At 66.0% G+C, this 21,879-nt stretch carries 19 protein-coding genes; 9 read left to right on the top strand and 10 right to left on the bottom strand.

All coding sequences use genetic code 11. The features are described from left to right. Nucleotides 1–67: 67 nt before the first annotated feature. The 6 genes from VGM20_09235 to VGM20_09210 all read right to left on the bottom strand — a co-directional run bounded on the left by VGM20_09235 (nucleotide 68) and on the right by VGM20_09210 (nucleotide 7,924). Complete coding sequence (locus VGM20_09235) at nucleotides 68–1,927, bottom strand: DUF2779 domain-containing protein (GenBank protein HEY4101046.1); 1,860 nt, start codon at nucleotides 1,925–1,927, stop codon at nucleotides 68–70. Between the two features lie 32 nt (nucleotides 1,928–1,959). Then, nucleotides 1,960–4,569 (bottom strand): ABC transporter permease, encoded by a 2,610-nt coding sequence (locus VGM20_09230; protein ID HEY4101045.1) that lies wholly within the window; start codon nucleotides 4,567–4,569, stop codon nucleotides 1,960–1,962. A 4-nt stretch (nucleotides 4,570–4,573) separates the two neighbouring features. Continuing rightward, a complete protein-coding gene (locus VGM20_09225) occupies nucleotides 4,574–4,909 on the bottom strand; it encodes a PadR family transcriptional regulator (protein HEY4101044.1) in 336 nt (111 codons plus the stop codon). 74 nt (nucleotides 4,910–4,983) lie between these two features. After that, nucleotides 4,984–5,496, bottom strand: a complete 513-nt coding sequence (locus tag VGM20_09220; GenBank protein ID HEY4101043.1) for a hypothetical protein — start codon at nucleotides 5,494–5,496, stop codon at nucleotides 4,984–4,986. 98 nt (nucleotides 5,497–5,594) lie between these two features. After that, the gene (locus tag VGM20_09215; GenBank protein HEY4101042.1) at nucleotides 5,595–6,758 is read right to left on the bottom strand and encodes a 6-bladed beta-propeller; all 1,164 of its coding nucleotides are present in this window, start codon (nucleotides 6,756–6,758) and stop codon (nucleotides 5,595–5,597) included. Continuing rightward, nucleotides 6,755–7,924 (bottom strand): hypothetical protein, encoded by a 1,170-nt coding sequence (locus tag VGM20_09210; protein ID HEY4101041.1) that lies wholly within the window; start codon nucleotides 7,922–7,924, stop codon nucleotides 6,755–6,757. Before VGM20_09210 ends, VGM20_09215 begins: the two co-directional genes overlap by 4 nt. A 164-nt stretch (nucleotides 7,925–8,088) precedes the next feature. Between VGM20_09210 and VGM20_09205 the strand changes: the two genes are divergently transcribed. Both VGM20_09205 and VGM20_09200 read left to right on the top strand, forming a co-directional pair. Further along, complete coding sequence (locus VGM20_09205) at nucleotides 8,089–8,418, top strand: PadR family transcriptional regulator (GenBank protein ID HEY4101040.1); 330 nt, start codon at nucleotides 8,089–8,091, stop codon at nucleotides 8,416–8,418. Nucleotides 8,419–8,428: 10 nt separating this feature from the next. Continuing rightward, nucleotides 8,429–11,143 carry an ABC transporter permease gene (locus tag VGM20_09200; GenBank protein HEY4101039.1) on the top strand — a complete coding sequence of 905 codons (2,715 nt, stop codon included), beginning with the start codon at nucleotides 8,429–8,431 and terminating at the stop codon, nucleotides 11,141–11,143. Here the strand turns inward: VGM20_09200 and speA are convergent, their stop codons facing one another. Next, complete coding sequence (gene speA / locus VGM20_09195; GenBank protein HEY4101038.1) at nucleotides 11,144–13,123, bottom strand: biosynthetic arginine decarboxylase; 1,980 nt, start codon at nucleotides 13,121–13,123, stop codon at nucleotides 11,144–11,146. Between the two features lie 163 nt (nucleotides 13,124–13,286). Between speA and VGM20_09190 the strand changes: the two genes are divergently transcribed. The 7 genes from VGM20_09190 (at nucleotide 13,287) to VGM20_09160 (ending at nucleotide 19,268) form a co-directional block, all read left to right on the top strand. Continuing rightward, on the top strand, nucleotides 13,287–13,982 hold the full coding sequence (locus VGM20_09190) for a site-2 protease family protein (GenBank protein HEY4101037.1): 696 nt from the start codon (nucleotides 13,287–13,289) through the stop codon (nucleotides 13,980–13,982). Further along, on the top strand, nucleotides 13,982–14,863 hold the full coding sequence (locus tag VGM20_09185; protein ID HEY4101036.1) for a TIGR01777 family oxidoreductase: 882 nt from the start codon (nucleotides 13,982–13,984) through the stop codon (nucleotides 14,861–14,863). The genes VGM20_09190 and VGM20_09185 overlap by 1 nt, the downstream gene beginning before the upstream one ends. Before the next feature lie 143 nt (nucleotides 14,864–15,006). After that, on the top strand, nucleotides 15,007–15,549 hold the full coding sequence (locus VGM20_09180) for an inorganic diphosphatase (GenBank protein ID HEY4101035.1): 543 nt from the start codon (nucleotides 15,007–15,009) through the stop codon (nucleotides 15,547–15,549). Nucleotides 15,550–15,558: 9 nt separating this feature from the next. After that, on the top strand, nucleotides 15,559–16,251 hold the full coding sequence (queC, locus tag VGM20_09175) for a 7-cyano-7-deazaguanine synthase QueC (GenBank protein HEY4101034.1): 693 nt from the start codon (nucleotides 15,559–15,561) through the stop codon (nucleotides 16,249–16,251). Further along, the gene (gene queE / locus VGM20_09170) at nucleotides 16,252–16,890 is read left to right on the top strand and encodes a 7-carboxy-7-deazaguanine synthase (GenBank protein HEY4101033.1); all 639 of its coding nucleotides are present in this window, start codon (nucleotides 16,252–16,254) and stop codon (nucleotides 16,888–16,890) included. Next, nucleotides 16,887–17,495 (top strand): HD domain-containing protein, encoded by a 609-nt coding sequence (locus VGM20_09165; protein ID HEY4101032.1) that lies wholly within the window; start codon nucleotides 16,887–16,889, stop codon nucleotides 17,493–17,495. The genes queE and VGM20_09165 overlap by 4 nt, the downstream gene beginning before the upstream one ends. 12 nt (nucleotides 17,496–17,507) lie before the next feature. Continuing rightward, nucleotides 17,508–19,268 (top strand): serine/threonine-protein kinase, encoded by a 1,761-nt coding sequence (locus VGM20_09160; protein ID HEY4101031.1) that lies wholly within the window; start codon nucleotides 17,508–17,510, stop codon nucleotides 19,266–19,268. A gap of 21 nt (nucleotides 19,269–19,289) precedes the next feature. Here VGM20_09160 and infA read toward each other — a convergent pair whose 3' ends face one another. The 3 genes from infA to VGM20_09145 form a co-directional block, all read right to left on the bottom strand. Beyond that, the gene (gene infA / locus VGM20_09155; GenBank protein HEY4101030.1) at nucleotides 19,290–19,508 is read right to left on the bottom strand and encodes a translation initiation factor IF-1; all 219 of its coding nucleotides are present in this window, start codon (nucleotides 19,506–19,508) and stop codon (nucleotides 19,290–19,292) included. 100 nt (nucleotides 19,509–19,608) lie between these two features. Further along, nucleotides 19,609–21,324 carry a M3 family oligoendopeptidase gene (locus VGM20_09150; GenBank protein HEY4101029.1) on the bottom strand — a complete coding sequence of 572 codons (1,716 nt, stop codon included), beginning with the start codon at nucleotides 21,322–21,324 and terminating at the stop codon, nucleotides 19,609–19,611. Between the two features lie 24 nt (nucleotides 21,325–21,348). Continuing rightward, nucleotides 21,349–21,879 (bottom strand): MFS transporter (locus VGM20_09145; GenBank protein ID HEY4101028.1); only part of this gene is annotated, 531 nt, incomplete at its 5' end.

Raw genomic sequence — 21,879 nt, 5'->3', positions numbered from 1 at the left:
CATTTGCGCTTCGCGAAGGATGAACTGCCGCGCCTGGCTTGGGCCCTGCTGCTGGTTGGCAAGACCATCACCCCTCCCCCCTCCGCCTCCAACTATCCCACACCAGCACCATCGCCAGCGTATCCAGCTTGCAGTAGCGCTTCAGCAGCATCCGATACCCCTCCACCAGCGCCGGATCGCGCCGTTCAGCCCCGTACAGCATCGCCTGGTACGCCCGCATCGCGCCGGTCCCCTCCGAGACATCGAGCGTCGTCCCCGCAATCGTCAGCTCCGGCAGCGCTTCATATGGCCCCTTCCCAGCGGCCACCTCATACGCGTCGCCGCCGAACCACTCGCGGAATCGCTCGCGCATCACCGCATCGCGCTGCCACAACCCGTCGAGAATCACCTTGATGCTGGTCCGCCCCGTCCCCGGGAGTACGAAGTACTGCTCGCACAAGCGGTTCATGTCGCGAAGCCGCCCGGGCTCGTCCTTCGTTCCCACCAGCCGCTCCATCCACGCGCGTAGCTCCGGCGTGCCGACTCCGTACCGTTCCATCTGATCGGCGATCTTGTTGAGCGTCGTCCGCTCATGCGTCGCCCACATCAGCACTGTCCCGTCGTCGCCGATCGCCTCGCGCAGCGATTCGACGAACTCGAGGCACGGCCAGCTGTCGCGGTCGTTGAGCCACTCGGCGTGGCGAACCTCGCCGCCGGGAACGTCAATCGAATGACAGCTCCACTGAAATCCGATCGTCTCGAACGGCCGCATCCCGGCGTGATACGGCAGCGCCATCATCGACGTCTCGAAGTCGATGAAGTGGAGCGGATACTGCCACGACCCCAGCGCCTCGGCCATGCGCGGTGAGATCCACACTTCGTCGTCACGAGTGCACGCGATCTGCCGCAGCTGCCGTACCGATGCCGCAGTCGGCTCCCCCGACTTCTTCACCAGGTCGGCTTCGTTGACGTCGTACAGCGAGACCTTCCCCGCTCGGATCATCACGTCGGCGAGCGATTCGTCGCCGAGCTTCGTCGTACTGAATTTGTACAGCTCAAGAATGCTCGGCTTCACCGCTCCAAGGGCGCCCCAGCACTCGGCGAAGCCGTTCTGCTCGACTCCTTCCGCCACGCGGAATTCACAGTCGCGACAGGTGACATAACGGAGATCAGGTGGGGCGCGGTCGACGACGTCGTCGTGATAGAGCGCCAGCAGTTCCTCCGCGATCGCTGCAACTTCGGGAAGGCGCTGCTCGACTTCCGAGGAGACATTCACCTGCGTGAGGATCTCCTGCGCCGCCGGATTGTCGGAAGCGCCGGTGTAGCGGATGTCGAGATCCTTGATCCGGCCGTCGATCTCGACGTCGCGGCGAATCTCGAAGAGCTGCGGCAACGCCTCGACGCTCGTCTCGCCCGTCTTGTCGACGACGAGAAGCCATGGCGTGACGATGAATTCCGGACACGCCTCGCGGAGGACCATCGTCTGGTACGTCACATCGTCGATGTACTCGATCCACTCACTGTTGATCGGATACTCGTTCCCACGCTTCTTGCTGTTGCGGAACGGCCCTGCGGCACCGCCTGCCAATGGATCGAACGACTTCGACTTCACCTCGATCAGGTCGACACGATTGCCATTCTTCCGGAGCACGTCGATGCGGACAAGCTTGCGGCCGGAAAGGATCGTCGCCTCGAAGAGCGTCACCTGGTCAGCATGAAGCGCCTGGCGCGTCTCAGCGGCATCAAGCACCGGATCGCGGCCGTAGCTGAGCGTGATCGCTTCGGGAAAGCGGAGACGCGCTAGCTGCTCGACCATGTAGCCGCCCTCGGCGAGCATGGCGAGGTAGGGGTTGTCATCCTCGCGCTGCGGGTAGCCGCGCTCCTTGTAGTGGAGCTTGGTGGCGCAGTTGCTGGCGAGCTTGAAATCGGATTTGGAGAGGGTGCGCATCAGGCGAGAAGTATATCGCCCCGCCGCTCCCCCTACTCGGCCCTGAGCGCCGTCAGCGGATCTACTCGCAGCGCCCGGCGAATCGGCAGCGCCGCCGCAGTGAGTGCCACCAGGACAACGACCACCGCCGCACTCCCCAGCGTCACGCCGTCGAGCGGCACCACCCCGTAGAGCAGCGATCGCATGAATCGCGTCAGCAGCAGCGCGCCAATCAGGCCGAATACCACCCCGGCAACGAGCAGCCGTAGTCCGTCGACTCCGACACTCCGCACGATATCTCGCGGGCGCGCGCCAAGCGCTGCACGCACGCCGATCTCACGGGTCCTCCGGCTCACCGTGAACGTCAGCAGCCCGAAGACGCCGATCGCCGCGACGAGAATCGCGAATCCGGCGAAGGAGGCCAGCATCACCATGCCGAGCCGGCGATCGCCGAGCGAGGCGTCGATCAACTGATCCATCGAAGCGAACCGGTAGACCGCGACGCCCGGATCGATCGCCGCCGCGATCTCCTCCACGTCGCGCTCGATCGCGGTAGGATCGCCCCTGGTACGGACTGCCAGCGCCACATGCCGCCCCGACACACCCGGGACGTACATCGCCGGATCGACGGGTCGGTCGACGCCGGGAGTCCGCACGTCGCCGACAACGCCGATGATCTGCAGCGGACGATCCGGTTCGTCGAGCGTCATGATCCGGTGACCCAGCGGATCGATCCCGGGCCAGAACGCGGCGGCCATGGTGCGGTTGATCACCACGACGTTGCTGTCGCCGGCGAGCGGGAAGCGACCGCGAATCAGCGGCATCCGCAGCGTGGCGAAGTAACCGGGCCCGACCTCATGATCCATCGCCGCGCGCGCCGTCGCCCAATCGACTCGTGGCTGATCGTCGACGTTGAAGCTCTCCGCGAAGCCGGCGCCGCCGGCGAAGGGCAGTTCGTCTGCGATCGTCACCGACTGCACGCCTGGAAGCGCACCGACTCGCGCTTGCATCGCCTGATGAAACGCGATCCGCTGCGCGGCGTGCGGGTAGGCATCGTCGGGGAGCGCGATCTGCGCGGTCAGGAGATGGTCGGAAGCAAAGCCCGGTTCGATCTGGTTGAGCGCAACCAGCGTGCGCGCCATGAGGCCCGCGCCCGCAAGGAGGAGCAAGGTCAGCGCAAGCTCCACGATCACCAGCGCGTTCTGGGCCCGTCGCCCTCGCCGCCCGGTGCCGGCACGTTCTCCGCCGCGGAGTGCATCGTGCGGAGCGCGACCGATCGCGTGAATGGCTGGAACCGCGCCAATCACGGTCGCGACGATCGCAGCGAGCACGCCGCCGAAGAGCCAGACACGCAGGTCGAGGTTGCTGGTGATCGCTCGCGACGCCCCGAACGGCGTCGTGGCGAAGAGGATCCTTCGGGTGATCATCGCGATCGCCAGACCGAGCGCGAGGCCGATGACCGTCACGATCGCACTCTCCACGAGACAATGCATCATCAGCCGCGCCCGACTGGCGCCGAGCGCGGTGCGGATGGCGAACTCGCGATCGCGGCCGAGGGCGCGGGCGAGGGTAAGATTGGCGACGCTGGCGCCGGCGATCAGCAAGATGAATCCGGTGGCGCCGAAGAGGACCAGTAACGTGGTGCGCAGGTTGCCGATGTATTCGCTTCGCAGCGACCGGACCGACACCTGCCAGCCGTCATCGGTTCCCGGATACGCCACGGCGAGCCGGTGCTCGATGGCGCTCATCTCCGCCTGCGCCCGCTCGAGCGACGCGCCGCCGTTCAGCTCGCCGACGACCCAGAACTGGTGCGAGATCCGGTCGGTCGGGAATCCATTGAGCACACTCATTGGAAACCAGATGTCGCAGTCATCGGGAAACTGCGTCCGCGGCGGCAGCACGCCGACGAGGACGTACGGAGAACCATCGACCACGTATGACTTGCCGATCGCATCCTTGCGCGCGCCAAGATCTCGGCGCCACACCGCATCACTGACAATGAAGCTCTTTCCGCTCCCGGCACGATTGTCGGTCGCCGTAAAACTCCGGCCGATCGCCGGCGTGATCCCGAGGAGGGAGAAGAATCCGTCTGTCACGATGGCGTAGCGCAGGCGCTCCGGAGGGCCGCCGGCGCCGAAGACAACGCCGTCGACGCGAAGGTTCCAGTATGCCTCCATCCGGTGGAAGGAGGTACTCTGCGCCTTCCATTCCAGGAAGTCAGGATACGGCGCGCCGGTCTTCTCCGCCTTCCCAGGGTGCGATTCGGTAAGGATCGCGAGCCGGTCGGCGCGGGGGAACGGCAGCGGGTGCAGCAGTGCCGCATTGACAAGGTTGAAGATCGCGGTCGAGGCACCGAGGCCGATGCCGAGGGTCAGCACGGCGGCGACGGTGAAGCGCGGGGTGCGACGCAGAGTGCGGATCGCTTGCGAGATCTCGCGGATCAGTGCGTCGACGCGAGCGCCGCGGCGCACGTCGCGCACCGCTTCCGTGGTGCTCGCGATGCTGGTCGCCGCCCGCGCGAGACGTCGCGCCTCGTCGGCGGGGACGCCTGCCGCAATCGTCTCGGCCGTGAGGAGGTCGACGTATCCATCGAGCTCCTGCGCCAGCGCCTCGTCCGCCTCTCGGCGACGAAACCACCTGCGCCAGCGCGATCCGATCTGCATCGCGCTACCCCGCCTGCAGTGCCGCGGCCATCGCGGCGGCGACGCGATGCCATTCGGCGGTCTCACGTTCCAGTTGCCGGCGCCCGGTGCGAGTGAGTCGGTAGAATCGCGCCCGGCGATTGTTCTCCGATTCGCCCCACGAGCCTTCGATCCACCCCGCCTGCTCCAGCCGGTGGAGTGCCGGAAAGAGCGATCCCGGCTTGACCTGGAACTCCTCCCGGGTGAGCTGCTCGATCCGGCGCGAGACGCCGAGGCCGTGAAGCGGCTGCAGCAATAGCGCCTTGAGGATGAGGAGGTCGAGGGTCCCCTGCAGGAGGGGAGTGCTGGACGGGCCGGCCACGAGGTGCTCCCTATCGAACGTCGATAGGAAGTGTGCCGATGGTCCTATAGAATGTCAATAGGAGTGAGGGCGACTCAACGCTTGAACCAGAAGGCGATCGCCGTCGCGACCATCGTCAGGAGGATTGCCAGGAGCCCCCGTGATTGCTCGCCGAGGCGTTGCTCGATCTTTGCGTCGAGCTCGGCGATGCGCCGGATCAGGCCGACCTGGATCTCCGCCAGCCGCCGCTCTGCCTTGGCGTCGGATTGCGCGAATCGCTGCTCAATCTTCACCTCGGACTGCGCGAACCGCTGCTCGAGCTTCACGTCGGACTGCGCGAAGCGCTGTTCGAGCTTCACCTCGGACTGTGCAAACCGTTGCTCGAGTCTCATCTCGAACTGAGCGAAGCGACGCTCAACTTCTGCGTCCGATTGCGCGAAGCGTTGCTCGAGCTTCGCGTCGAAACGCGCGAAGTTCAGCTCATTGAGCTCCCGCAGATCGCTACGGTAGGTTGCGTCCACCTGGTTGAACCAGTCGACCATCTCGGCGACAATCTCATCACCGAAACGCTCATAGAAGAGTCTGGACAGCTTCGCGGTCACCGGCATTGACGCTCCGATTGCGGAACCGTCAACAATGGAAAGTATCCAGATCCGCGATTACTACCAATTGGCGCAAGGCGTGTCAGATTTGCGCGAACTGGGGATCAATGCCCTCCGCCCCGCACCCGCCGGTCGATCCGGTAGATCCGCACCCGTGGCAGGTCGTTCTCGTCGGCGTCGAACACCGCGAGATGATCCCGCGACCAGGCACCGATGCCGACATGCACCGGAAACGGCGTCGCCACCGCACCGAGGTATCTGCCATCTACGGTGAAGACGTCGGCCTCGATCAGCCGCTTCGCGCCCACAGCGCGCGTCACCCAGATGTTGCCGGCGTCGTCCTGCACCAGATCGTCCCAGAGCGGTCCGGTGCTCGGAATGTCGGACTCCTTTGCAACGCCGGCCATTGCGGGGACCCGTTTGATCATTTCACCGTACACGGAATCGCGCTTCGCGGTACTGACGCGTTCCGGCTGGAGACCGCTCCGTCCGAAGATCCGCACCGTGTCGCGACCGGTGGTGGTGATCAGCAGCAGATAGCGATCGGTGGCACCGTACACGACACTTCCGTTGTGGAGCGGCATCGCCTCGTTCCGCCCGCTGAATGGGACGGTGCTGCTCATCGCGGTCTGGCCCGAGGCATTGCGCACCACCCAGCGACGGAACGTCTCGGCTTCGGGCGGGACCAGTGAATCGAGCCGCTTCCCGGTTAGGTCGAAGATTTCCCAGCCGCGCAGCCCGTTGGCGATGAGGTGACCATGGTCATCAACCCAGTGGTTCACGCCGAAGGCGCAGCACGCCGACGAAAAGCTCCGGACCAGCTTGCCGTCGGGATCGTACACGGTCGCGCGATGCAGTTGCTGATCCTGCACCACGATCGAGTCGTGATAGAGCATCACATACGGATTGCGGTACTCGCCGGGGCCTGCGCCTTCACGCCCAATGGCGCGAACGAAGCGGCCGTCTGCGCCGAAGAGTTGCACTGCGGGATGCTCGGTCTCGGCTTCAACAAGCCGCCCGTTCGACTGGAGTGCGATGCCGCTGATCTTGCCAAGCTCTCCCGGAGCGCCGTCCGCCGGCTGCACGGTCCGTTCGTACACGAGCTTCCAGCCGTTGGTGTCGGTCCACGCCGTGGGACCGCTGTTCATCACGCGCACGATGTGATGGTCGAGGGTGTCGATGACCGGCCTGGCGAGGTGCGCCTGCGCGCTGACCCGCGTGACGGCCGTTGTACCGACGAGCACGGCCAGCAGCGATTTGCTCCTCATGCGCCACCTCGATCGATTCGGTAGACCATCACCGCCGGCGTCCCATCGTCGGCGTCCTGCAGGACATAGACGTGGTCGCGCGTCCAGAAGGTGTGATCGGCGTGATGGAACGGTGCTTCCGCCGCGCCCAGGAGATGACCATCAGCGCCGAAGACATCCCAGTGATCGCCATCGCCGGCCGGCCCGGGCCGAAGGACCCAGAGATTGTTCGCCCCATCCGCGACGATCGCGGTCCAGACCGGATAGTCGCGCGGAATGTCGTCCAGATGCGCCACGCCGGCGAGCCACGCGCTTCGCGTCGTCGCGGCGGTGAACTCGGCTGTTCGCAATGAATCGGGAATTCGCACCGGAGCCGCGGGGGCGTCGACAAGGCGGTCGACATGGTGTCCGCCGGACGAATAGGTCAGACGATAGCGGTTCTGCTCGCCACTGATCAATCGCCCGGCCCGATCGAATGCATCGACATGGTCAGGCGTGAATGGCACGACCATCCCCATGTCGGCGTGCGCCGTCTTGAGGTGCCAGACCGCGGGTTCGGGCGCGGCGGGATACCAGACGGAGTCAGCGATCCGGCCGTCGGCGTGGTATCGCACGACAAGGTGTCCGCTGTTGATCGCATGCGTCCCGGTCGGCGCCTCCATCGGGACCCTCCCTGAATCGTCTGCCACCATCTCGGTTGCGGCGATCGGGACGCTCAACCAGCTGCTCACGAAATGACCGTCGGGCGCGAAGACCGTCGCGCGTGTCTGGCTGGCGTCCTGCACGAGCAGCGTGTCGTGCACGATGTAGAGCACGCCGTATTCACCGAATTCTCCGGGGCCGCTTCCTTGACGGCCGATCGTGCCGAGAAAGTGTCCATCGGCGGAGAAGCGCTTGATCACCGCCGGCTGGCGATCGAGGATGAAGAGCTCGCCGGTACTCGATGCAACGAGCGCGGTCGGATGAATCAGTTCTTCGGGAGCGCCGGCGCCGGGATGGATCGTCCGTTCGAGCACGAGGTGCCACCCCGTGGTGCCGGTCCACGTCGAGGGGGCCGTGTTCACCACGTGCACGGTGTCAGCCGTCGTGTCCACCGTGTAGGTGGCGCTGCGCGCGGCCGATCGGGCACAGCCGATGCTTACGAGCGCGGCGACGGAGCTGGTGAGGAAACCGCCTGGACGCGTCATCGCCGCTCCTCTCCGCCAGGGTTCTGCCCGCCGGCGGAAGCTACGCTCGCCGCCGCGCTGGTTCCAAGGCCGGAACGGCGCAGCGATGGAACGTCGATACCTTGACATCCGACAACACGCAACGATTCTTTGTTGTCGAGTGTCATAATATCAGGGACCATCATATGCCGAATCGCGCCGACCTCCTCCAGGGCACCCTCGATCTGCTGGTGCTCAAGGCCCTCCTCCTCGGACCGCTCCATGGGTGGGCGATCTCCAAGCGCCTCCGTGCCCTCTCCAGCGACGTCCTCAACGTCGGCCAGGGGAGCCTCTACCCCGCCCTCTACCGCCTTGAAGACGAGGGGTGGATCAGCGCCGAGTGGGGGATCAGCGCGGAAGGACGCCGGGCGAAGATCTACACCATCACCGCGCTGGGGAAGAAACGGCTCACCGCCGAGCGATCGGCGTGGCGCCTCTTCTCCGCCGCGGTCGATCAGGTCCTCCACGCCAGCTGAGGAAGCGACCATGCCGAACTTCCGCGCCCGGATCGCCCGGCGCCTGCGAGCGCTCTTTCGCGCCGAGGCCGTCGATCACGAGTTGAACGATGAGATCAGGCTGCACGTTGATCTCGAGGCCGACGAGCTGGTCCGCACCGAAGGCCTGCCGCCCGACGAGGCACGGCGCCGCGCACTGGCGTCATTCGGCGGCGTCGAGCGCTACCGCGAAGAACATCGCGACGCACGCGGCGTTCGCTGGATCGAACAGCGTGGCCAGGATATCCGCTACGCCGTCCGAGGCCTGCGCAATCGCCCCGGCTTTGCCATCGGGGTCATCGTGACACTCGCGCTCGGCATCGGCGCCAATGCCGCGATGTTCTCGATCGTTGACCGACTGCTCTTCCGCGCGCCCCCGTTCATGCACGACGCGTCGCGATCGCATCGAGTGGTGCTGACGAGCACCTTCCGTGGCCGAATCAACCAGGGCACCTCCGCGCCGTATGCCCGGTTCGTCGACCTGACGCAAAACACCCATTCGTTCGAACGGACTGCGCTCTTCGTGGAGAACTCGCTGGCCGTCGGCGTGGGAGCCGATGCGCGCGAGATGCAGGTGGGAGTCGTCACGTCGGGGTTCTTCGGATTCTTCGACGCGACGCCGGTGCTGGGACGGTATTTCACCGCCGCCGAGGACGCCCCGCCACGAGGGAGCCCGGTTGCGGTGTTGAGCTACGGGATGTGGCAGACACAGTATGGCGGGCGCCGCGACGTGGTGGGACAGCAGGTGCAGATCGGCTCAACGCTGTACACCATCATCGGCGTCGCGCCGAAGCACTTCGCCGGCCTCTGGCCCGAGACACCGCCGGCGGCGTTCGTCCCGGCGAGTGTCTTTGCCGCCGAACAGTGGGCGGGACTGGGACAGCACGGCGACTGGTCGAAGACGTATGCGCTGTACTGGGCTGACATGATCGTTGAACGAAAGCCGGGCGTGACCGTTGCCCAGGCAAGCGCCGACCTCACCCAGGCGTTCGTGCAGAGTTACCGCATCGACCTCGCCGCGAGGCCAAGACAGCCGCCGGTCGATATAGCGAAGCCGCACGCCATTGCCGCGTCGATCCTGAGCGAACGCGGGCCGACTGAATCCTCGCTCGCCAAGGTCGCGACCTGGATCGGCGGCGTGGCGCTGATCGTCTGGCTGATCGCCTGCGCCAACGTCGCCAACCTGCTGCTGGCGCGCGCACTGCAGCGCCGCCGCGAGATCGCCGTTCGCCTGGCGCTCGGTGTGACCCGCGGGCGCCTCGCCGGCCAGCTCCTCACCGAAAGCCTCATCCTGGCGGTCCTCGGCGGGGTGAGCGGCGTGCTGCTCGCACAATGGGGCGGCGCAGTCCTGCGCACGGAGTTCCTGTCGAAGACGTCGACCGCGAGCGTTGTCAATGATCCGCGGGCGCTGATCTTCGCGGGCGCCGCCGCATTGCTGGCGGGCCTCCTCACCGGCCTCGCGCCGCTCGCCCAGACGCGCCGCATGAATCTCAATCGCGACCTCAAGGAAGGGGCGCGCGAAGGGACCTACCAACGCTCCGGGCTGCGCTCCGCCCTGCTGGTCGTGCAAGGGATGCTGTCGGTGGTGCTGCTGGTGGGCGCCGGGCTCTTCGTCCGTTCGCTGCGCCATGTGCGTGCCGTCCCGCTAGGGTACCAGCCGGAGCATGTCCTCCTCGTCGAGCGCAACATGCGCGGCGTTGCCCTCGACAGTGCCAGCAGTGTCGCACTGATCCGTTCGCTCGATGCGAAGGCGGGGACGATTCCCGGCGTGGAGCACGTGTCGCGGCAGCTCACGATGCCCTTCTGGAATACCAGCACTGCGACCGGAATTCGCGTGCGCGGGGTCGACGGGATCGATTCGGTGCCGGGAAGTTTCGACATGAATGCCGTGTCGCCCGACTATTTCGCCACGATGGGGACACGCATCATCGCCGGTCGCGGCATCGGCATCCAGGACGCTGCCGGCGCACCGCCGGTGATGGTGGTGAACGAGTCGATGGCCAAGGCGCTCTGGCCGCACGCCTCCGCGATCGGCCAGTGCGTTCTGGGCGGCGGCAACCCGCCGGTGTGCACGACGGTGGTCGGCGTCTCCGAGGACATCAAGGACAACTCGCTCAGCGACCACGCCGGGTACTACATCCTCCGGCCTGCGGAGCAGGTCCAGCCTGATCACGGAGGACTCTTCGTCCGGGTGCAGGGCGACCCCGATGCGATGCTGGAGCCGGTTCGCAAGGCGCTCCAGGCGGTGATGCCGGGGGCGTCGTACGTCACCGTGACGCCAATCCGCGACATCATCGGAGACCAGACACAGGCGTGGGAACTCGGTGCCTCGATGTTCGTCATCTTCGGCGCCCTGGCGCTGCTGCTCGCTGCGATCGGACTCTACAGCGTGATCGCGTTCAACGTGGGCCAGCGAATGCATGAGATCGGCGTTCGCGTGGCGCTGGGAGCGGGGAGACGCGATATCGTGGGACACGTGGTGACCGGTGGGCTCAAGCTCGCGGCGGCCGGTGTCATTCTTGGTGTCGCAGTCTCCCTTGGCGGGAGTCACTGGATCGAGCCGCTCCTCTTCCAGGAATCGTCCCACGATCCGGTGATCTTCGGCGTCGTCGCGGCGGTGCTCCTCGTCGTGGCGGCGCTGGCGAGCTTCATTCCGGCGCGCCGGGCGGCGCGCGTCGATCCGATGCGGGCGCTCAGGGCGGAATAGTTACTCCGGCAGATCCCCTTCGAGATACGTGTACCCCTCGAGGCCCGCGACGTAGTCCGCGATGAACGCATTCGCATCGTGACGTGACAGCCCCGCCGCGCGCCCCACCTTGCGGCGGAACGTCGCCAACAGGTCCGACCCGTGGAACTGCACGTACGTCAACACTTCGGTCACCGTGTCGCCGTGGACCAGGTCGGTGATCTCGTAGCCGCCATCCTTGAGGCGCACGTGCACGGCGTTGGTGTCGCCGAAGAGGTTGTGCAGGTCGCCGAGAATCTCCTGGTACGCGCCGGTGAGGAAGATGCCGAGGATGTATGGCTCGTTCTCGCGCCACGGATGGAGTTCGAGCGACGGCTTCCCCTTGCGCCCGCCGGCAAAGCGATCGATCACCCCGTCCGAATCGCAGGTGACGTCCTGGATCGTCCCGCGGCGCGTCGGTGCCTCCATGAGACGATGGATCGGCATGATCGGGAAGAGCTGATCGATCGCCCAGTTGTCGGGCAATGACTGGAAGAGCGAGAAATTGCAGAAGTACCGGTCGACCAGCGCGGTATCGAGATGGTTCACGATCTCGGGATAGAGCGCACGATCGTCGCCGATCACCGCGGCAAGCGCGTTGAGCGTGGTGAGGTACAGCTGCTCGGCATTGGCGCGATCGCGAAGGGAGTAGACGCCGCTCGCGAAATACTCCTGGGCGCGTCCCTTGGCGAAGACGGCGTCGTGGAACGCCTCGTCGATGCGATCCACGGTGAGCGTATCGAGATTCTCCTTCATCTCGACCAGCAGCGGCTGCGCATCGTCACCGAGCGCCACCGGCTGCGGCTCGAACTGCGACTCACAGTCGATCACGTTGATCAGCAGCAGCGAATGGTGTGCAGTGACCGCGCGGCCCGACTCCGAGATCAGCGCCGGCATCGGCACTTCTTCGTTCCGGCAGATTCCACCGATGGTGTACACCACGTCGTTGGCGTACTCGCGCATCGTGTAGTTCATCGACGCGGGACGCGTCGTCCGCGAACCGTCGTAGTCGACGCCAAGACCGCCGCCGACGTCGACATATGTGATGTCGAATCCCATCTTGCGCAGTTCGACATAGTACCGGCCGACTTCCTCCAGTCCCGCCTTCACGTACCGGATGTCGGTGACCTGACTGCCGAGATGGAAGTGCACCAGCTTGAGGAGGTGCTGCTTGCCGCTTCGTTGGAGGGTGTCGAGCAACCGCACGAGTTCGACCGCCGACAATCCGAACTTCGATTTTTCACCGCCGCTCTTCGCCCAGCGCCCCGACCCCTCGGTGGCGAGCTTGATTCGCACGCCGACGGTCGGCTCGACATTCATCTCGGCGGCGACCTTGAGGAGGACCTCGAGCTCGCTGAGCTGCTCCAGCACGATCATCACGGTGTGACCGAGCTGCTGGCCGATCAGGGCGAGGCGCATGAACTCCTCGTCCTTGTAGCCGTTGCAGACGATCAGCGACTCGGTGCTCTCCTTGAGGCCGAGGACCGCCATGAGCTCCGGCTTGGAGCCGCATTCCAGTCCGACGTTGTGCGCGGCACCAAACTCGACGATCTCCTGCACCACGTGGCGTTGCTGGTTGACCTTCACCGGATACACCGTCGTGTAGGTCCCCTCGTATCCGAACTCCTCGATCGCAGTGCGGAAGCGTGTGGCGAGTTCGGAAATCCGTGACTTCAGAATGTCGGAGAAGCGCAGCAGGAGCGGCAGCCCGACGCCCTGCGCGTTGAGGTCCATGGCGATGTGGTAGAGATCGATCTCCCGGTTCGACGACCCATCGGGATGCACCGTGACGTGCCCCTCGTCGTTGATCCGGAAGTAGCCAAGGCCCCACCCCTTCATGTTGTAGAGCTTCTCGGCGTCACGAGTGGTCCAGCGGGGCGCCTCCCCGGCGGCCGGGGCGGCTGATGACGGCGAGTTCTGGGACGAAGCTGAGTGTGTAACGGGTGCTGCCGTTGCTGCCATCGACCTCTCCGGCGTAAGTGCCAGTAAGAGTAATCGCGGCGGCGCGTTGCCGATATTGCGGCCACGGCCCGTCGAGCCTGCAGCGCGGCCGATCGCCGGCGGTGGCAGATTACTGCGTCCGACGGATGCCCCCCGCCGACCGGGGCTGGTCAGAGGAGCCGCAATGCGCTGGTCATTCAGGATCTTTCGGGTCGGCGAAACCTGGGTGCTGATCCACTTCACCTTCGTGCTGCTGGTGGCGTGGTACGCCTGGACCGGATGGCGGAGTGACGGGCCGTCCGGCGCCGTGCAGGAGACGGCGTTCATCCTGCTGCTTTTCCTCTCGGTGCTGCTCCACGAGTTCGGGCACATCGTGGCGGCACGCCGCTACGGCATCCACACTCCCGAGATCCTCCTCTCACCGATCGGCGGGATCGCGCGGCTGGAGGCACTCCCGAGCAAGCCACTGCAGGAACTGGTGGTGGCGCTGGCGGGGCCGGCGGTGACGCTCGCCATCGTCGTGGTCGGCGTCGTCGCGTTCTGGGCGACCGGAAACGGAGGGATCTTCTTCCTCGACCTGGCGCACGGCGCGCTCTGGCCCACCGTCATCGCGACCAACGCTGCATTGCTGGTCTTCAATCTCCTTCCCGCCTTCCCGATGGATGGTGGCCGCGTCCTTCGGGCGCTGGTCGCCACGAGGCTCGGCGCGCTCCGTGCCACGCGCATCGCGGCTCGCGTCGGACAATGTCTCGCTCTGGTCTTCGTCTTCCTCGGCGTGCGTGGCAACGTGATCCTGCTGCTGGTCGGCGTCTTCGTCTTTACCGCGGCGGAAGCGGAGCTGCGCATGGCCCAACGCGCCGCCGTCCTGCCGGCCCCCTGATGCGGGTCGCAATCACCGGGGCCACCGGATTTCTCGGGACAGCGCTGACTGGTCACCTGGCAGTGGCTGGCCACGATGTGATCAGGATTTCTCGCCGACCCGGCCCGGGCACCATCGTCTGGGATCCGGACCGCCAGACAATCGACACGGCACCGCTGGAGCGGTGTGATGCGGTGATCCATCTCGCGGGAGAAAACCTCGCGAGCGGCCGCTGGACGACGCGCCGCAAGGCGGCACTCCGTGCATCACGTGTCCCGGTCACGGCGTGGCTCAGCAGCGTGCTGGCGCAGCTTGCCCAACCGCCGCAGCTGTTGATCACCGCGTCTGCAGTCGGGATTTACGGCGACCGCGGCGACGACTTGCTCGACGAATCGTCCCCGCCCGGAGACGACTTCCTGGCGCATCTCGCCGCGGACTGGGAAGGTGCGGCCGATCCGGCGCGTGCCGCCGGGATTCGTGTGGTGCACACCCGGTTCGGGATCATTCTCGATTCGCGCGGCGGTGCGCTCGCGAAAATGCTCCCCGTCTTTCGCCTTGGGATTGGTGGCCGGCTCGGATCGGGGCGCCAATGGATGTCGTGGATTGCCCTCGAAGACGTCGTTCACGCCGTTGCGTTCATCATGCAGTACACAGCTATCGCCGGCGCCGTGAACGTCGTGTCGCCCGAACCAGTTCGCAACGCGACCTTCGCACACGCGCTCGGCGCCGCAGTGCACCGGCCGGCGATCGTCCCGGCGCCCGCGTTCGCGCTGCGACTCGTCCTCGGCGAAGTCGCCGATGCCGCGCTCCTTGCCAGCCAGCGCGCCAGCCCAGCGGTGCTCCAGGCGCACGACTATCCGTACCGTGTTCGCTCGCTGCCGCAGGCGTTCGCGGAAATCTGAGACGATCAGTGCTGCATGCCGTTCGCCGCTCGGTGCGACGGGGTCGGTCAGTCGGAGGCGTGCCAGCAACGACAAATCCCGCGTCACAATTCAGTGGGGCCGGGTCACGGTGATGATGCCGGCCGCGCGGGATCTCCTCATCAATGAGCTGCGCCATGAACCCCGAGCGCCTGCCGGGATACGATCGCAAGAAAAAGCTCTGGCGGGTGATCATCGAGACGCCGGCCGGGTCGTTCGCCAAGTATCGATATGAACCTGAGATCGGCACCTTCGAGGTTGCCCACTTCCTTCCCGAGGGATTCGCCTTCCCTTACTCGTTCGGATTCATCCCGTCGACCCGGGGCGAGGATGGCGACCCGCTCGACGTGATGCTCCTCGCCGACTCGCCACCCTTTCCGGGGTGTGCGGTCTGGTCGCGGTTGGCGGGCGTGGTCGAAGGGAAGCAGAAGGAGCGCGGCAAGCACGAGCGCAATGACCGGCTGATTGCCGTCGCAGCACAGTCGCGGCGGTTCTGCGAAGTCGAGACGATCACCGACCTCGGCCGGGAGCAGATCGAGGATATCGGGCGGTTCTTCGAGGACTACAACCGGATCCTCGGCCGAACCTTCCGGGTCCTCCGGATCGCCGGTGCCAAGGAGGCACGCCATCTCGCCCGAGCCGGATTGACGTCGCCCAAGGCGGACTAAGTTTGGCGGATGACCGGCCAGCGCGCGAAGGCGATCGTCCTCCTCTCCGGCGGCATGGACTCGGCGACCTGCCTCGCGGTCGCGCGCGCCGCGAATTTCGAGATACACGCCCTCTCCTTCCGCTACGGGCAACGGCACGCCGTGGAGCTCACCGCCGCCGCGGCACTTGCCGCCGCGACGGGCGCCACCGAGCACCGCATCGTCGATATCGACCTGCGAGCATTTGGCGGCTCCGCGCTCACCGCCGACCTCGACGTCCCGAAGGACCGCACGTCCGATGAGATCGGGATGGGAGTGCCGATCACCTACGTCCCGGCGCGGAATACCATCTTTCTCTCATTCGCACTGGCGCACGCGGAAGTGATCGGGGCTCACGACATCTACATCGGGGTCAATGCACTCGACTACTCCGGGTATCCCGATTGCCGCCCGCCGTTCATCGCCGCGTTCCAGGCCACGGCCCGGCTCGGATCGCGCCTCACCGACATGACGATTCGCGCGCCGCTGCTCCGTCTCACCAAACCGGAGATCGTCGAACTCGGCCGCAAACTCGGCGTCGATTTCGGGATGACCCGCAGTTGCTACGATCCCGATCCGTCGGGGCACGCGTGCGGTCACTGCGACGCCTGCATCCTTCGGCTCGACGCCTTTGCGCGCCTGGGCCTCGCCGACCCGGCTCCGTATCAGGGCATGGGGCGCTGAATGGCATACGCCGTGAAGGAGATTTACTACACGCTGCAGGGTGAGGGTCGCCAGGCGGGGCGCGCCGCCGTCTTCTGCCGGTTCGCCGGCTGCAATCTCTGGAGCGGACGCGAGAGCGATCGTCGCGCCGCAGTCTGCCAGTTCTGCGACACCGACTTTGTGGGGACCGATGGACCCGGCGGCGGCAAGTTCGCCACGGCTGCCGCGCTCGCCGACGCCATCGCCGCAACCTGGCCGAGTGACGACCGCGCGGCAGGTCGCTACGTCGTTTGCACCGGCGGCGAACCGACGCTCCAGCTCGACGACGCATTGGTGGATGCACTCCACGCCCGACAGTTCGAGATCGCCATCGAGTCGAACGGCACCCTGCCGGTCCTCGCCGGGATCGACTGGATCTGCATCTCGCCCAAGGCCGGGACGACCCTCGCCCAGACGACCGGCGATGAGCTCAAGCTGGTCTTTCCGCAGGACGCCGCCCGTCCGGAGGCGTTCGAGGAGCTGGATTTCCGCCATTTCCTGCTGCAGCCGATGGACGGGCCCGACCGCGACGCCAATACCCGAGCCGCCACCGCATACTGTCTGGCCCACCCGCGCTGGGCGCTCTCGCTCCAGACGCATAAGTTCCTCGGGCTGCCATGAACGGATATAGCGACGACATCAACCACGCGTTCGCCTTTGCGGCGAAGTACCGGGCGCCGTACGCCCCGGTGGATGGGGCGATGACGTATTTCGCGCATCCCGCGAATGTCGCCGTGATCCTCGCGCGCCACGGTGCTGACGAAGTCACCCTCGTCGCCGCGATCCTGCACAATGTGATCGAAGTGACTCCGCCGCGGCTGCACCAGGAGGTCTTCGTCAAGATCGAGGACAAATTCGGCGTGGCGGTGCTCAACCTGGCGCGCGAAGCGGTCGAGGTGTCGGAGGATGATCGCGGAACGCGCGTGTCGTGGCTGCAGCGCAAGCACGCGTTGATCAATCATCTCCTCGGCGTCTCGAGCCGGGCGCTCGACATCTGCTGCGGCGACGAGATCCATCAGTGCGGCACGGCGCTGGCAATCGCCGAACGTCTCGGACCGGAGTATCTCGCGCCAAGCGGCCTGCCGTCGACGCTGAACGAACTCTGCTGCTACGACGACATCCTCGAAGCGTTCGACCGCCGCAGCGACTGGCATGCGCGGGGAATGAAGAGCGAACTCCATGCGCTCAAGCTGCGGCTCTGGTCCGCGCTCCAGTCCGACGAATAACTATCTTTGGGGATGGCCGTGACTGTCCCCGAGACGACGCTCCACCACATCGAATCGACGCTCTCCCCCCGCTTCCGTCTCGACCAGGCGGTGGCCGCGTCGTCCGACCGTTTTCTCTTTCTCGGCTGGGATACGATGCTCCGCCGGAACGTGTCGATCCGTGTGACCGTGGGCGGCACCGGGGCGCAGCGCGGCTGGTTCCTCAAGGAAGCCGAGGCCCTCGGCCGCCTCGATCATCCTGCCATCCGGCATGTCTACGAAGCGGCGGTCAACGGCGACGTGGCGTACCGCGTCGGAAACTGGATCGAGGGTGAGAGCCTCGCCGAGGCGATCCAGCGCGGGCCGCGGCCGATCCCGACGGTGCATGTCCTCGCGCGCGACCTCCTCGGCGCGCTCGAGCACGCACATTCGCGCGGTGTCGTGGTGCGTCGCGTCGTTCCCGCGGGGTTGCTCCTCACGATGTCGGGTCGCGGTTGTGTCACGGACCTGCGGTACTGCAATCTGACGTTGCCGGAGATTCCCGCGAACGAGATGCCGAGCGGGACGCCGTTCATCGCACCGGAAGTGCGTCGCGGATCCCCCGGCGACCCGACCAGCGACATCTACACCGCCGGCGCGATTCTCTATTACACGGTGACGGCAACGACACCGCCGGTCGATTCACGCGACCTGATTCCACCGCGCACCATTCGACCGATCGTGCCGGCCGCGCTCGAACGCGTGATCCAGCGGGCGCTCCTCCCCGAGCCGCGACGCCGCTACCTCACCGCCATCGAGATGCTCGAGGATTTCGCCAGCGAGGCGGGAACGTTCGAGACACCGGTGGTGAGCCTCACGCCACTTCCCGGGGATCTCGGCGATGCGTCGCGCTGGGAGGGACCGCACTGGGAAGCGCGCCTGCGCCGGGCGCTGGGCGATGATTACGAGCTGCTCGCACCGCTGGGCGAAGGCGGCTTCGGTCGGGTCTACCGCGTTCGCGACCTGCATCTGGAGCGGGAGGTCGCGCTGAAGGTGCTGCATCCGCATCTCACGCAGGATGCCGCGACGGTCGAACGATTCCGCCGCGAAGCGCAGCTTGCCGCCCGGCTCAATCACCCGAACATCGTCAACATCTACGACATCTCGGGCCGCTCGGGTCTCCTCTGGTATACGATGGAGATAGTCGACGGTCCCAATCTCGGGCAGCTCGTGGCCGCCGAAGGACCGATTCCGCTCGATCGCGTCCTTCGCCTTTTGCGCCAGGCGCTTTCGGCGCTGGGGCACGCCCACACCCTCGGGCTGGTGCACCGCGACATCAAGCCGGAAAACATGCTCCTGGAAGCAGACGGGTCGCTTCGCATCACCGATTTCGGGCTGGCGCTGGCGCTTCGAGGCGCCGGAAGGTTCGGCGGCGCGACTTCACAGAGCGGGACGCCCCAGTTCGCGTCACCGGAGCAGCTCCTCGGCGAACGGGTCGATCAACGCACCGATCTCTATTCGCTGGCGGCGGTGGCGGCGTTCGCGCTCCTGGGCCGGCCGCCGTTCGCGGGCGGCACGGTCGAGCAGATTCTCGCCAAGCAGACGACCGACGTGGTTCCCGATCTCGTGGAGGAGCGCCCCGACGTCGGCGACGCGCTTGCGGCAGTCCTCGCGCGCGGGATGCTCAACGACGTCAACGCGCGCTGGCCGACAGCCAGCGACTTCCTCGCCGCGATTGACGACGCCGTGCAGAAAGGACTGCGGAAGAAGGGGAGCGACCTCGCCCGGCTCGCCGCCAGGATTCTCGGCACCTAGCCGGCGGGGACGAATTCCGGCTTACTTGTGGCGGTAGACCACCCGGCCGCGCGTGAGATCGTACGGAGAGAGGACAACGCTGACACGGTCGCCTTCGAGGACGCGGATCTTGAACTTCGACATCTTCCCTGCCGCATACGCCAGGATGGTGTGTCCGTTGTCCAGTAGAACGCGGTAGTTGCGATCCGGGAGGACTTCCTGGACAACGCCCTCCATTTCAATTCCTTCTTCTTTTGCCATCCAATCTCCGGTTTGAAGAACCTCCTCCCAAGTGGCGAGGCGGGTTGGCGGGAAGCTAATCTGCCGGGGCGCCTGAAGCGGCGCAACCATCGACCGGCCTCTAGGCCGCCTTGAGGAGCGCGCCCCGCAACTGCGTCATCTCCTCCTCGACCAGGGCCACCAACTCCCCGACCAGCCCGGCATCGAACGAGAGCTGCACCCCCGCCTCCCGGTAGAGCTCCGGGAGAGGGCGCGTCGCGCCGAGCGCCAGGAAGCGCCGGTACGCGGCAACGGCGCCGGCGGGATCCTTCCGCGCGTTGCGCCAGACCTGCAACGCGCCGATCTGCGCGATCCCGTACTCGATGTAGTAGAAGGGGTAAAGGAAGATGTGCAGCTGGCGATACCACCGCGCCACCCGTTCGTCGGTCAACCCGCTCCAGTCGATTCCCGGTTCAAAGCGTTCGCGCAGCGCCAGCCACGTCCGGTCGCGCACGGCGGCATCGTTCCCCTGGGCGCTGGTGTAGATCCATGACTGGAAGGCATCGACCGAGGCGATGTGCGCCAGCGAGAGGAGCGCGTCCTCGAGATGCTCGAGCCGGGTCGACATCGCGTCGGCGTCGGTGTAGTACCCGACCGGACGCGCCAGGTGCGGTGCCGCCAGGAGTTCCATCGACATCGACGCCAGCTCCGCCGACTCGGCACCGGGATGCCGCTGCCAGATGAACGGTTTGGCGTGGGACGCGAACGCATGGAAACAGTGACCGGCTTCGTGGAGCAGTGTGGTGACGTCTTCGGCCACACCCGCGGCGTTCATGAACACGAACGGACGGCCGCGCGCGTGCAGCGTGTCGCAGTACCCGCCCGGCGCCTTGCCGGATCTCGATTCGAGATCGAGCAGATGTTCCGTCATCATCGTGCGGAACTGATCGCCGAGCGCCGGATCGACTGACGTAAAGATCCGTGCGGCGGTCTCCTGCAATTCCTTCACGTCACGATAGGGTACCGGCGACGTTTCGCGCCACGGATCGATGGCAAGGTCCCAGGGGCGAAGCGCCGGAAGCCCCAGCCTGGCGCGCCGATGTTCGAGGGTCCGCAACGTCGCCGGGACAACGTGACGCTCGATTGCGTCGTGCAGCCGTTCGCAGTCGGGTGGGGTGTAGTCGAAGCGGCACTTCGCCGTGAAGGAGTAGTCGCGGAAATCGCGGAACCCTGCGTTGTGCGCCATCTGTTGCCGGATCGATACCATCCGATCGAACAATGCCGCGAGGTCGTCGTGTGCAGCCACGTACGGAGAATTCGACGCGCGCCACGCCGATTCGCGCACCGCCCGATCGTGGCTCTTGAGAAACGGAGCCAGCCGCGGCAGCGGGACGCGCTCTCCACCCCAATCGACGGTCATCGTGCCGGTCGTCTGCTGGTACTGCGCCGCCAGCGCTTCGGCCTCCGAGACCAGCGCGACGTTCGCCTCGCGGAAGATCTCGATCGCGGTGCGGAAGCGGCGCAATGCAGTCTGAAAATCGGGGCGGTCGGTCCCGATGGCGATCAAGCGCTTGGCGAGCAGAACCTCAGCCTCTTCGAGGCGCGGAAGGATTGACGTCGTGAACCGGAGATGGGCTGTCTTCTTGGATTCGTCGGCGGTGTCGCAGGTGTAGGCGATCATCGCGAGCGACGCCGCCTCGGTCACCAGCTCGTCGAGCCGTGACCACCGCGCCAGCCATTCCTCGAGCGACGACGCGTCGACCGGGGCGAGCTCCAGCTCCCGGTAAAAAGGCGCAAGCGTATCCCAGGTAGCGTCGGCAAAGCCGGCGCTGCTCTCAGGCAGAGGAATCATGGCCATCCCTTGATGATAACGCCGAACGCCTCAGACGATGGATTCGGCCGGAGACGGGGCCCGAATATGGCGGAATGTCACCCAACTGACCATTGCCACGATGCACCCGCCGAGGACGAACGGCGAATTCACGCCCAGGCGCTGGAATGCAATTGTGCCGAGAATCGGTGCCAGCACCCGCGCCGACCCGGCAAAGGTCTGCGCCACCCCCATCATCGTCCCGAGTTCGGCCTGGTTCACCGCGTGTGAGAGGAGCGAAGTGACCGAGGGAAACATCAGCGCGGTACCAATCGGAACAAATGGAATGACGACCGCCATCAACCATACGGTGGGGACGAGGGGATAAAGCAGCATTCCCACGGTGAGCAGGATCGTCCCGACGCGGAGCGCGCCGATCTCGCCGATCCGGTCGACCACCGGGCCGAGGAAGGCCGACCGCATCACGAACGAAAGCCCGCCGTAATACATGAAGAAGAAGCCGATCGTCTTTTCGGTCACGCCGAATCTCGCGTTGAGCCACAGCGCCAGCACCGCCGTGAGGAGCGTGAACGCGAACATCCC

Source organism: Gemmatimonadales bacterium (assembly GCA_036500345.1).
Classification (GTDB): Bacteria; Gemmatimonadota; Gemmatimonadetes; order Gemmatimonadales; family GWC2-71-9; genus Palsa-1233.
This window is presented reverse-complemented; position numbering and strand designations above follow the sequence as displayed.

Excerpts from the sequence above, each read along its gene's own strand:
- VGM20_09165 (HEY4101032.1), top strand. The coding sequence starts at position 16,887 with ATGAACGGATATAGCGACGACATCAACCACGCGTTCGCCTTTGCGGCG.
- VGM20_09200 (HEY4101039.1), top strand. The coding sequence starts at position 8,429 with ATGCCGAACTTCCGCGCCCGGATCGCCCGGCGCCTGCGAGCGCTCTTT.
- VGM20_09150 (HEY4101029.1), bottom strand. The coding sequence starts at position 21,324 with ATGGCCATGATTCCTCTGCCTGAGAGCAGCGCCGGCTTTGCCGACGCT.
- speA (HEY4101038.1), bottom strand. The coding sequence starts at position 13,123 with ATGGCAGCAACGGCAGCACCCGTTACACACTCAGCTTCGTCCCAGAAC.
- VGM20_09210 (HEY4101041.1), bottom strand. The coding sequence starts at position 7,924 with ATGACGCGTCCAGGCGGTTTCCTCACCAGCTCCGTCGCCGCGCTCGTA.
- queC (HEY4101034.1), top strand. The coding sequence starts at position 15,559 with ATGACCGGCCAGCGCGCGAAGGCGATCGTCCTCCTCTCCGGCGGCATG.
- VGM20_09180 (HEY4101035.1), top strand. The coding sequence starts at position 15,007 with ATGAGCTGCGCCATGAACCCCGAGCGCCTGCCGGGATACGATCGCAAG.
- VGM20_09235 (HEY4101046.1), bottom strand. The coding sequence starts at position 1,927 with ATGCGCACCCTCTCCAAATCCGATTTCAAGCTCGCCAGCAACTGCGCC.
- VGM20_09220 (HEY4101043.1), bottom strand. The coding sequence starts at position 5,496 with ATGCCGGTGACCGCGAAGCTGTCCAGACTCTTCTATGAGCGTTTCGGT.
- infA (HEY4101030.1), bottom strand. The coding sequence starts at position 19,508 with ATGGCAAAAGAAGAAGGAATTGAAATGGAGGGCGTTGTCCAGGAAGTC.
- VGM20_09215 (HEY4101042.1), bottom strand. The coding sequence starts at position 6,758 with ATGAGGAGCAAATCGCTGCTGGCCGTGCTCGTCGGTACAACGGCCGTC.
- VGM20_09160 (HEY4101031.1), top strand. The coding sequence starts at position 17,508 with ATGGCCGTGACTGTCCCCGAGACGACGCTCCACCACATCGAATCGACG.
- VGM20_09205 (HEY4101040.1), top strand. The coding sequence starts at position 8,089 with ATGCCGAATCGCGCCGACCTCCTCCAGGGCACCCTCGATCTGCTGGTG.
- queE (HEY4101033.1), top strand. The coding sequence starts at position 16,252 with ATGGCATACGCCGTGAAGGAGATTTACTACACGCTGCAGGGTGAGGGT.
- VGM20_09230 (HEY4101045.1), bottom strand. The coding sequence starts at position 4,569 with ATGCAGATCGGATCGCGCTGGCGCAGGTGGTTTCGTCGCCGAGAGGCG.
- VGM20_09190 (HEY4101037.1), top strand. The coding sequence starts at position 13,287 with ATGCGCTGGTCATTCAGGATCTTTCGGGTCGGCGAAACCTGGGTGCTG.
- VGM20_09185 (HEY4101036.1), top strand. The coding sequence starts at position 13,982 with ATGCGGGTCGCAATCACCGGGGCCACCGGATTTCTCGGGACAGCGCTG.